We start from the raw sequence: 10,497 nt of genomic DNA, 5'->3' as shown, positions 1-10,497 counted from the left end.
CGGCGCGGATAACCGCTGAAGGCATCTAAGCGGGAAGCCGTTCCAGGGATTAGTTCTCCTTCCGGTAAGGGCCCAGGTAGACTACCTGGTCGATAGACGGCAGGTGCAAGGGCGGCGACGCCCTCAGCCGAGCCGCACTAATCGCCCGAGCTCTTCCGGAACCGCACCTCGCGGCCCGCGGGACTGAGCGCTTGCGCGCGGTCCGGGCACGAGGATGCCCCCGAGTCGGACCTCTCCTATGCGCCATGCGGCCCCCAGGGCACGTGTATGAGACACCGGGCACCGTAACGGTGGGCGCCGCCCACCGGTCAGCGGCCAGAGCATGGGGGGCACGCCCGGTCCCGTTCCGAACCCGGAAGCTAAGCCCCATCGCGCCGAGAGTACTGCGGGGCCAGCCCGTGGGAGGCCAGGGCGCCGCTGACCGGTGGACGGCACCGAGCCGTCATCGAGAATCGAGAAGGGGGAGGCCTCGCGGCCTCCCCCTTTTTTGCGCCATATACAAGCTGTGCCTTGTGAACGGACTCTTCCTTTGACTCTCTTACTGTTTGGCTGTTTTTTGAACCGTCGCTTTGTATTTGCGCGATAATTACTCGCATTGACGTTAGGGAGGGCTTGATGTTTACCGTTTTCGTTTTGGGCAATATTGCTTCGGGTAAATCGACTGCCTGCCGCTTTCTGGAATCTCGCGGAGCCCTGCTTATCGATTTAGACGTTCTTGCCAAATCGCTGTACGTACCGGGGTCGGATATCGTCAATGCTCTTGCTGAAGAGTTTGGCTGGGATATTTTGGACGAGGATGGCGGTGTTCGACGTAACGTTCTCGCTTCTCGAGCTTTTGTTTCTCCCGATACGGTTGCAAGGCTCAATAGTATTGTGCACCCCGCTCTCATTGAGCAGCTTTCGCTGAGGATTCTCGATCCTGCTTGCTGCACGGTTTCGTCCCCCCGCTATCCCTTTGCGGCGGTCGAAGTATCTGCTCCGACTGGCTTTGAGGACGCCTTTGGCCTTGCGGATGAAATTATGGTTGTTAGCGCTCCTTTAGCGGTCCGTCGCGAACGCGCTATTCACCGTGGTATGGAGCCATCCGATTTTGATGCTCGCTGTGCTTGCCAACCCGATGAGTCTTCGCTTTGCAGTCTCGCCACGACCGTGATTGATAATGCAGCGGGCGACAGCTCGCTCTTTGAACAACTGGACGCGTGGCTTGCTCGCCATGGCCTTATGGATGCTATGGATAAGGAGACGACAGATGCCTAAGACGCGTTTCTTTACGTGGTATCGCCTTGTGCCGCTGGTTGTCGTTTTCGTCTTTGGCCTTATCTCGCTCGTTTACTCGTGTGCTCCCGCCGCTTTCTTTAAACCGTTCTATCCGATTGACTATGAGGCGTATGTAAAGCAGTCCAGTATTTCGCATAATCTCGATCCGTATCTGGTGTGTGCCGTCATCAAGTCGGAATCAAACTGGGATCCCGAGGCGGAATCAAACCAGGGCGCCCAAGGTCTCATGCAACTTATGCCCGAAACCGCTCAGGATATGATCGCTAAGGGCCTTGTCGACGGGGATGAGTATTCTGCCGATAACCTGAATGACCCTGCTTCGAATATCGAATTTGGGTGCGCGTACCTCTCATACCTGTTGACGTATTTCAATGGGTCGACGGATAGCGCTATTGCTGCTTACAATGCCGGAATGGGCAATGTCGATGGGTGGGCGCAGCAAAACACATCGCTCCATAACGCGATTGCCTTTCCCGAGACGCAAGCCTATTTGATTCGTGTCAATAATGCCTGGATTCGCTATAAGACCCTCTATCCCGACCGGTTCGTATAGGACTATGCCTGCCGCCTGCGTATACTGCAGATGTATGAGTTAGGAGTATCCATGGCGGATTTTGAAGTTGAGCGTGTTGGCGGAGAGCTCAAACGTTTTGGCGTTGAGGGCTCTGAGGTACCGTTTGAGGTCGTGTCTCCCTATGAGCCTGCAGGTTCACAGCCTAAGGCCATTGAGTCGCTTGTGCAGGGTGTGAGGGACGGAGACCGGTATCAGGTTTTGCTTGGCGTGACCGGCTCGGGCAAGACCTTTACCATGGCCAAGACCATTGAAGCTCTCGGTAAGCCAACGCTGGTCATGGCCCCCAACAAAACCCTCGCCGCCCAGCTTGCGAGCGAGCTCAAAGAATTCTTTCCCAACAACGCCGTGGTCTACTTCGTCTCGTACTACGACTACTATCAGCCCGAGGCATATGTGCCGCAAAGCGATACGTATATCGAGAAGGATGCTTCGATTAACGAAGAAGTCGAGATGCTTCGACATCAGGCGACCGCCTCGTTGCTTTCTCGACGCGATGTGATTGTCGTTGCTTCGGTGTCCTGCATCTATGGCATCGGCTCTCCTGAGGACTATGCGGGGCTGGCGCCGAATGTCGACAAGAAAGTACCGCTCGAGCGCGATGACTTTATCCATGCGCTCATCGACATTCAGTACGACCGGAACGACTATGACTTGGCGCGTGGCACCTTCCGCGTGCGTGGTGATGTTGTCGATGTGTATCCGCCCTATGCCGAGCATCCGTTGCGATTTGAGTTCTTTGGCGATGAGGTCGAGCTTATCGCCGAAATCGATGAGGTTACCGGTGAGATGCTTCGTGAGTATGAGGCTATTCCTGTGTGGCCGGCATCGCACTATGTGACCGAGAAGCCCAAGGTCAAGGCGGCCTTGAAGTCGATCAGCGAAGAGTGCGAGAAGCGCGTGGCGGAGCTCAAGGCGACCGACAAGTTGCTCGAGGCGCAACGTCTACAGCAACGGACCGATTATGACCTCGAGATGCTCGAGACGATGGGCTTTTGCAACGGCATCGAGAACTACTCGCGTCATCTGGACGGGCGTAAGCCGGGTGAACCACCGTTTACCCTAATCGATTACTTTCCCAAGGACATGCTCTGCATCATAGACGAGAGCCATGTGACGGTGCCGCAAATTCGTGGCATGCATGAAGGCGACCGTTCGCGTAAAGTGACCCTGGTGGAGCACGGCTTTCGCCTGCCCTCGGCGCTCGACAATCGCCCGCTTCGTTTCGATGAGTTTGAGGCGAGGATTCCACAGTTCATCTACGTCTCGGCCACGCCGGGCGACTACGAGCTGCGGGTGAGCCAAAACGACGTGGAGCAGATTATTCGTCCGACCGGCCTGCTCGACCCCAAGATCGACGTGCGTCCCGTTCGCGGTCAGATTGACGATCTTGAGGACGAGATTCGCGAGCGCGTTGCCCGCAAGGAGCGCGTGCTGGTGACCACGTTGACCAAGCGCATGGCCGAGGACCTGACCGACCATCTACTTGATGCGGGCATTAAGGTCAATTACATGCACTCTGATACGGCGACAATGGACCGTGTCGAGATCCTGCGAACGCTGCGGGAGGGCAAGATCGATGTTCTCGTTGGCATCAACCTGCTTCGCGAGGGTTTGGATCTTCCCGAGGTCTCACTGGTGGCAATTCTCGATGCCGATAAGGAAGGCTTCTTGCGCAACCGCCGTTCGCTGATTCAGACGATTGGCCGTGCGGCCCGTAACGCCGATGGCGAAGTCATCATGTATGCAGACGTTGTGACCGATTCGATGAAGGCGGCCATCGAGGAGACGCAGCGCCGTCGCGAGATTCAGATGGCATATAACGAAGAACATGGCATTGTGCCCAAGACAGTGCGCAAGGCCATCAACGACATCTCAAGTTTTATTGCCGAGGCCGAAAAAACTGTGGGCTCCAAGGGACGCTCGAAGGGCGACTCTCTTGGCCATGGCGCATTCTATACGCCCGATGAGTCGGGCGAGGGCGGTGTGCCGGAAACGGTGGCGCCCGAGCAGACACTTGCGGAACAGTTGGAAGAACTACCGCATGACGAGCTTGTGCGGATCGTCGAAACCATGGAAGAGGATATGCGTAACGCTTCTGCCGCCATGGACTTTGAGGAGGCGGCGCGCCTGCGTGATGCTGTCGTTCAGATTCGGGCGATGCTCGAGGGTGCGTCTGAGGACGAGACGATCGAGCGCTTGCGTTCGCAGGCCCGCAAGGGTTCCACGTTCGCATCGGGTAGAAAACGCCAGGGTGCACGGTTTAAGAAATAGCGAACAGGCCCCGAGCTCCATAGGGAGCTCGGGGCCTGTGTCTTTTGCGCGCTGGAATTCGTTCGCTAGAGGTCTGCGATCAGGGCTTCGGCACAACGGATGCCGTCGGTGGCCGCGCTCATGATGCCTCCGGCATATCCAGCTCCCTCACCACAAGGGTAGAGGCCCGGGGTCGACACGGCATGGCACGTTCGGTCTCGGGTGACAGTGACCGGTGAGCTCGAACGAGTCTCCACGCCGGTAAGAACGGCATCGGGGCAGTCGTAGCCCCGTAGCTTTTTTCCGAGTAGGGGAAGTCCCAGTCGGAGCGACTCGACGATATGCTGCGGCAGGGCTTCGTCAATTGCCGTCCAGGTCACACCGAGCGGATAGGTGGGCTTTACCTTTCCGGGCGCCTTGCTGGCGCGTCCTGCGAGGAAATCTCCGACGAGTTGTGCCGGTGCGTTCCAGTTGGAACCGCCCAGGCGATAGGCGGCCGCCTCGCAGGCGCGCTGGAGCTCGATGCCGGCGAGCGGGTCATCGTCGGGAAGGTCCTCGGGCGTGACGTTAACGAGCAGGGCGGCATTTGCGTTACGGCCGTCGCGGGCATTGAGGCTGGCGCCGTTGACGCACAGGTGGCCCTGCTCGGAAGAGGCGGCGACAACCTGCCCGCCGGGGCACATGCAAAACGAGAACACGCTGCGGCCGTTGGGAAGATGAGCGACGAGTTTGTAGGGGGCTGCTCCGAGGGCAGGATGTCCCGCCGAGGCTCCATATTGGGCTCGGTCGATGTCGCGCTGCGGATGCTCGATGCGAACGCCCATGGCAAAGGTCTTTTGTGCGAGGGCCACGTTGTGGTCCTTAAGGAGTTCAAAAATATCGCGAGCAGAATGCCCGCAGGCGAGGATGAGGTGCTTTGTCTCAATTGGCTCGTAAGCGGCGTCTTGGGACGATTGGACATCAATACCGGTGATGGCGCCAGACGCGTCGATGCGAATGTCGACGAGTTTTGTTCGATAACGGACGACACCTCCGAGCTGCTCGATGCGCTGGGATATAGCGGTAACAACCGTGGGAAGGATGTCGGAGCCAATGTGCGGCTTGGCATCCCACAGAATATCGCGGGGCGCACCCGCCTCGACGAAGGTTTCGAGGATGAGGCGATGGGCGGGATTTTTGGTTCCCGTATTGAGCTTGCCGTCCGAGAAGGTCCCCGCGCCGCCCAGACCAAACTGGATATTGCTCTCGGGGTCGAGGATACGCTCCTTTAGAAAGAGGTCGATCGCCTGCGAGCGGCGAAATGCCGGGTCGCCGCGCTCGATGAGCAAGGGCTTAAGACCTGCTTCGGCAAGGGTGAGTGCGGCGAAAAGGCCGGCGCATCCGGCACCGACGACGACGGGGCGCTCTTTGGGTGCGCCGGAAACGGGGGAGGGGAATGAAGGCTCATCGTCTTCTATCGCGCGTACGCGCGAGCGGTCACGCTCGGCAACACTGTCGACCGCTTCTCGCTCGAGGTGGGGACTAGTCAGCTCAACACGAAAGCTCAGGATAAAATGGACGTCTCGTTTTTTGCGAGCGTCGATTGACTTGCGGTGGAGCTCGATGGACTTGATCTCGGAGTCCTTGCAACGTAGGACGCGCTTGGCGAATCGCTTGCCAACAATGAGGCAGGCATTTTCATCGCCGGCTTCATCGAGTGACGCGTTGACTTGGGTGATTTCGATCATCGAGGTCTCCTTAGAGGCAAGAAAGAGGCCGTCCGGTATCCCAGACGGCCCGAATGCGTTTTTGATTATAGACTGTGCGGCTACAGGCTGCTTGCAGCGCGAATGCCCGAGATCCAGGCCCACGCAAGGTTAAAGCCTCCGCAATCGGCGTCGATGTCGAGCGCTTCGCCGCAGACGTATAGCGGGGCGTCGACAACGCTGCACGCGTGTAGACTGGGTGTTGAGATGCTCTCGACAGATACGCCACCACGCGTGACCTGCGCCGAGCGCTCCTCGGCTGTTCCCTCGACGAGCAACTTAAAGTGCTTGAGGATCGAGACCAGGTGGACGACATCGTTGGAGCCTGGATGGCACTGCTCGAACGCTGTGCAGACGACGCGGGAGAGTTGCGGGGCGAGCATGCCGTCGAGCCAACGGGGATCGCGGGGCGAAAAGCCGCCGAGCAGCTTAACGCGCCTGTTAAGCATATCGAGCAACTCGTCTTTAGAGAGGTCGGGGAAAACGTCGAGCAGGATCGTATCGCCGCGCTGGATACGACGGGAGAGGTTGAAGACAGCGACGCCCGAGATACCGAAGGTTCGAAACAGTACTTCACCGTCTTCGTGCCAGAGCTCACTATGGTTACGGGTGAGCGCCAAGCGGGCGCGGACGCGCAGACCATCCAACGTCTTGAGTGCCGCCCGATCGCCGACGACCGTTGCCGATACGGGGCAGAGGATGGGGCGCAGCGAAGTGAGGGGGAGGCTAAACGTATCGGCGATACCGGTGGGGTTGCCACCCGTGGCGATAATTACGGCATGTGCCTCCAGGGCCTCGTTCTTGCGAGGGACATCGGCGAGTGCTTTCCGAAGCGAGCGGAGCTCCGATTTTCGGTCGTCGTGCTTTTTTGCCTTGAGCGCCCGCGCTGGACGGTTTATTTGGAGTGCCCAGCCTTCGGAAGCTTTGTGCGCCGAGGCAACGTTGGCTCCGCAGATTAAGGTGATACCTAGGCGGTCGCAAACGTTGAGAAGCGCGTCGCGTACCGATTCGGCGCGAAGGGAGCGCGGGTACAGCCGGCCTTCCTCGGAGGTTGTCATGATGCCCAGCGAGGAGAAGAAACCCATAAGCTCTTGTTCGGGCTGGGGGCCCATGACGGATTCGACGAATGCGGGGTGGTTATACCGCTGTGGATCAATCGATTCGTTGGAGAGGTTGCAGCGACCGTTGCCGGTCGCAAGGAGCTTAAGGCCGCAGGCGACATCGCGCTCAACGATGCAGACGCTTTTGCCAGCGCGTGCGGCCGTAATGGCGGCGGCGAGGCCTGAAGCCCCGCCGCCGATTACCAGGACGTCATAGAAGGCGCTCGTGTTCACTTAGGCCTCGTCGGTCTCGTGCGGGGCAATGGCCTCGACGGCAGAGACTGCCTGAGGCAACATGCCGTCGGGCAGCGCGGTCTCGACCTCGCCCTTATCGCAGGCCTCGGCGAGTGCCGGATTAATGGGAAGCTGGCCCAAGATGTCGAGGTTATAGCGCTCTGCGACCTCGGGGAGCTTGCTCTTGCCAAAGACCTCGATCTTCTTGCCGCAGTCGGGGCACTCAATATAGCTCATGTTCTCGACAATGCCCAGAATGGGGACGTTCATCTTCTCGGCCATGTTAACCGCCTTGGCGACGATCATCGAGACCAGATCCTGCGGGCTCGTGACGATGACGATGCCGTCGACGGGCAGTGACTGGAAGACGGTGAGCGCGACGTCGCCTGTTCCCGGAGGCATGTCGACCAGCAGGTAGTCGATGGGGCCCCACGAGGTCTCGCTCCAGAACTGCCTAATGGCGCCTGCGATGACCGGACCGCGCCAAAGGACGGGGTCGGTCTCGTTTTGGAGCAGCAGGTTGGAGCTCATGACCTTGACGCCGTGCTCGGAGATTTCGGGCAGCATAAGGTTGCCAAGGGCATGGACGTGGCGTCCGCTCATACCGAACATCTTGGGGATAGAGGGACCGGTGATGTCGGCATCGAGGACGCCGACCTTGTGGCCGTGACGGGCAAGCTCGGTGGCGATGGCACCGGTGACAAACGACTTGCCGACACCGCCCTTGCCGGAAAGCACGGCGATGACGCGTTTGACCTCGGACAGCGTGTTCTCCTCAAATTGCGACGGCGACGTTTGTCCGCCGGCGGCCTGTGCGTGCTCGCAACCCATGTATGACTCCTTTGTATATGTTGGGGCCGGGGCCCCGTGATGTGACACGAGCGTCATTGTACCCTCGTTTGCGAGCGGGAGTCATTTGTGATGCATTTGGGCCGAGCGTGCTTGCAATGCGATGGGCCCAAGCGAATGAGCGGGTTTACTGAACTTTGCTGGCGAACTCGAGGTATTGGATGCGCTGCAGCTTGTCGATCGTCGAGGCGTATGGGCTGTCTTCAGATTCCAAGTCGTAGCGCAGCCCGTCGGCACCAAGATAGCCGGCGACATTGATGGTGGGCACATCTGACCTTGTTGCAAGCAGAGCCTTTTGATAGTCGGTGAGCGGGGCGCCGATCTTATTAAGGGTAATGGCTGCAATCTCGTTTGCCCCGACGGTGTCGTAGACGTTGAGCTCGGTATTGCCGGCGATTTCATAGTTAGCCCAGACGAAATAGGTCGACTGATAGATACGGAAAGCGTGGCTTGCCGTATCTTCCTGAGGGTACAGCTCGTCGTTGAGAGTCGTTGCGGCGCTCGGCTGATGGTCGCCAAAAAAGACAAGAACAACCGGTCTGCCGATATTGCGGAGCTCGTTGATAAAGTACTCGAGGTCCCGGTCGGATGCGTTGATGCAGGTAAGATAGGTGTTGAGCGCGCTATTGGCGCCCTCGCTGGCTCCCTCGACCCAATAGTTTGTCAGCTCCTCGGCGGGAACGGTGCCATAGTCGTAGCCGCCGTGATTTTGCATCGTGACGTCAAAGATGAACTGCGGGGCTTCGTCGGTTCTAAGCAGGTCGAGTATCTTGTCGTAGGTGGCGTAGTCGCATACGCCGGCATGGTAGCAGGGCGCACCTTCGAAATCGCCGATTGAAAGAAAGTCTCCAAACCCCAGCTGCTGATAGATTTTATCTCGATGGTAGTTGACGGGGTTTTGCGGGTGCATAGCGGTAGCGGTATACCCAAGCTCTTTAAGGTCCTTTGCCAGGCTGTTGACGCCATTCATCTGATACAGCTGATAGGGGATTTTGCCTAATCCGACAAAGGCCGTTGTCGCTCCGGTCAAAAATTCGAATTCGGAGTTCGCCGTTCCGCCACCGGCGACCGAAGCGAGCATGGTGCCGCGAACAAGTGTGTCGGGAAGCGAGTTGTAGAATGCGGGGCCGGTGTACCCGGCCGCCTGGAGCTGCTCAAAGCACGAAAGGTCGCTAAAACTCTCGTTCATGACGGCAACAATCGTCGGCTTGATTTCATTGAACTGGGCAACGGCCGCCGCGCGCTGCTCGCTCGAGCCATACGTGCTGTCGTAGGTGGCGGCGAGCTCCTGCTCGATGCTCTGCGCCTCATCGGGCGTATAGTCTTCGGGCTTCTCAATGGGCAACTCGTTGACCATTTCGGTGAACGAAGTGATAAAACCCTGAGACGCATACGTGGTGATGGGCTGCCAACGGTCAAATCCAAAATTCAGCGCCTGCTCCAAGTCGATGCTGGAAAAGCCCGAGAGCCCCACAACGGTCACTAGCAGAAAAGCGCAGAGGTTAGCGGCGATTGCGGGGAAGACATGGGTGGGCGTACGGAGCTTTCTCGGTCGGATAAGCGAAAGAAGCCCCAGGGAAATCTCTAGCAGGGCTAGAGAGGTTACGATTCCGGCGGTAAAGGTAAACTCGTATCCCTCGCTCACTTCCATTGCGGTGCCAAGGGCCAAGATATCGCTTGGCAGGATGGCCTCGCCTTTAAACGTTATGACGAAGTGCTCGGCAATGCCAAGGATGCAACAGACGACGGGCACGAGGACCATGACGCCTCCATGACGCTGTCCCAGCAAATAAAGGGAGAGCAGAACCGTCGCGAGCAGCCCGACGGAAAATCCGAATGAGTTGGCGGGAATGCGATAGAACGTTTCGTTGCAGGAAATTTCGAGTGAAACGAACGAGAGCGCTGAAACAGCGGCGATGACAAGGATGTCACGGCAAATACAGGCAACCGTTCCCGTCGCAAGATCGGTTTGGTCGATAAGTCCCGAAACCAAGGGCTCGACAAGAAGTATGACGGCGGCAGCACCGAGCGCCGAATAAGAAAGGATCCATAGGGAACTGTCCTCATTTACGAGCAATTGATTCGTAATCCATGCAGCTACCATGCCGAGCGGGATGAGGAGCGTCGCGCACCAAAAGACGCGGGCAATGGGCGGCTTTTCATTGTGTTTGATTGAAAAATACACGCGCACGACGACGGTGGCCACGATAAGGACGGCGATGAATATGGGCAGATTGGCCATGTCACTCGAAGTGATTTCAAGGGGGATATCTTCGGTCATGGACGTTCCTCTGTTACAGCAAATTAAGTTCAGTATTAGATTACTGTAACCTTTCCACGGCATTTCGAGAAACAAAGCGCCCGATACGCAAAGCTAAAGGTCTGCGAATCTTGTATTACGAACATCTGTGCGCGTCGAGTGCGCTAAACTCATCGGCAGTATGATTCGATGCAATAGGAGGCAAGG

At 58.0% G+C, this 10,497-nt stretch carries 7 protein-coding genes and 2 rRNA genes; 5 read left to right on the top strand and 4 right to left on the bottom strand.

Translation table 11 applies throughout. The features are described 5' to 3' along the window. The 5 genes from ACTQVX_RS01240 to uvrB all read left to right on the top strand — a co-directional run. A 23S ribosomal RNA gene (locus ACTQVX_RS01240) occupies positions 1-162 on the top strand; the annotation flags it as partial. Between the two features lie 145 nt (positions 163-307). Further along, a 5S ribosomal RNA gene (rrf, locus tag ACTQVX_RS01235) occupies positions 308-423 on the top strand. 192 nt (positions 424-615) lie between these two features. Continuing rightward, the gene (coaE, locus tag ACTQVX_RS01230) at positions 616-1,257 is read left to right on the top strand and encodes a dephospho-CoA kinase (protein ID WP_154517538.1); all 642 of its coding nucleotides are present in this window, start codon (positions 616-618) and stop codon (positions 1,255-1,257) included. Then, positions 1,250-1,831 (top strand): lytic transglycosylase domain-containing protein, encoded by a 582-nt coding sequence (locus ACTQVX_RS01225; RefSeq protein WP_441032774.1) that lies wholly within the window; start codon positions 1,250-1,252, stop codon positions 1,829-1,831. The genes coaE and ACTQVX_RS01225 overlap by 8 nt, the downstream gene beginning before the upstream one ends. A 51-nt stretch (positions 1,832-1,882) precedes the next feature. Then, on the top strand, positions 1,883-4,123 hold the full coding sequence (gene uvrB / locus ACTQVX_RS01220; RefSeq protein WP_441541182.1) for an excinuclease ABC subunit UvrB: 2,241 nt from the start codon (positions 1,883-1,885) through the stop codon (positions 4,121-4,123). A 65-nt stretch (positions 4,124-4,188) separates the two neighbouring features. Here uvrB and ACTQVX_RS01215 read toward each other — a convergent pair whose 3' ends face one another. The 4 genes from ACTQVX_RS01215 to ACTQVX_RS01200 form a co-directional block, all read right to left on the bottom strand. After that, a complete protein-coding gene (locus tag ACTQVX_RS01215) occupies positions 4,189-5,829 on the bottom strand; it encodes an NAD(P)/FAD-dependent oxidoreductase (RefSeq protein WP_441541184.1) in 1,641 nt (546 codons plus the stop codon). 80 nt (positions 5,830-5,909) lie between these two features. Next, positions 5,910-7,181 carry an NAD(P)/FAD-dependent oxidoreductase gene (locus ACTQVX_RS01210; protein ID WP_441541185.1) on the bottom strand — a complete coding sequence of 424 codons (1,272 nt, stop codon included), beginning with the start codon at positions 7,179-7,181 and terminating at the stop codon, positions 5,910-5,912. Beyond that, positions 7,182-8,012 carry an Mrp/NBP35 family ATP-binding protein gene (locus tag ACTQVX_RS01205; protein WP_427718672.1) on the bottom strand — a complete coding sequence of 277 codons (831 nt, stop codon included), beginning with the start codon at positions 8,010-8,012 and terminating at the stop codon, positions 7,182-7,184. Between the two features lie 145 nt (positions 8,013-8,157). Beyond that, positions 8,158-10,311: an LTA synthase family protein gene (locus ACTQVX_RS01200; protein ID WP_441541187.1), complete on the bottom strand. Its 2,154-nt coding sequence runs from the start codon at positions 10,309-10,311 to the stop codon at positions 8,158-8,160. Positions 10,312-10,497: the final 186 nt, after the last annotated feature.

The sequence above is a fragment of the Collinsella sp. LCP19S3_A6 genome, from assembly GCF_052122015.1.
GTDB lineage: Bacteria > Actinomycetota > Coriobacteriia > Coriobacteriales > Coriobacteriaceae > Collinsella.
Note: the sequence above shows the minus strand (reverse complement) of the source record. Positions and strands in the feature narration are given on the sequence as shown.